Source organism: Rhizobium sp. SVR5-2C, assembly GCF_056755115.1.
On sequence record NZ_JBNDHT010000619.1, the window covers coordinates 1 to 234 of the forward strand.

At 61.1% G+C, this 234-nt stretch carries 1 protein-coding gene; it reads left to right on the plus strand.

Translation table 11 applies throughout. The features are described 5' to 3' along the window. Nucleotides 1-234, plus strand: a 234-nt coding sequence (locus ACPYOI_RS37120) for a DJ-1/PfpI family protein (protein ID WP_481424313.1), incomplete at both ends; no start/stop codon positions are given.

A 234-nucleotide genomic window follows, 5' to 3' on the forward strand; every position in this document is an offset into this window, starting at 1 on the left:
CGTCAGCACTGATCTGCCTCGCCCCTGGTAGCGAAGAGGCAGAAGCCGTCACCACCATTGATTTGATGGTGCGTGGCGGCATTAACGTGACCACCGCCAGCGTCGCCAGCGACGGTAATCTGACCATCACCTGTTCACGCGGCGTAAAAATCCTCGCCGATGCACCGCTTGTGCAGGTGGCCGACGGGGATTACGACATCATCGTACTGCCGGGCGGCCTGAAGGGTGCGGAGT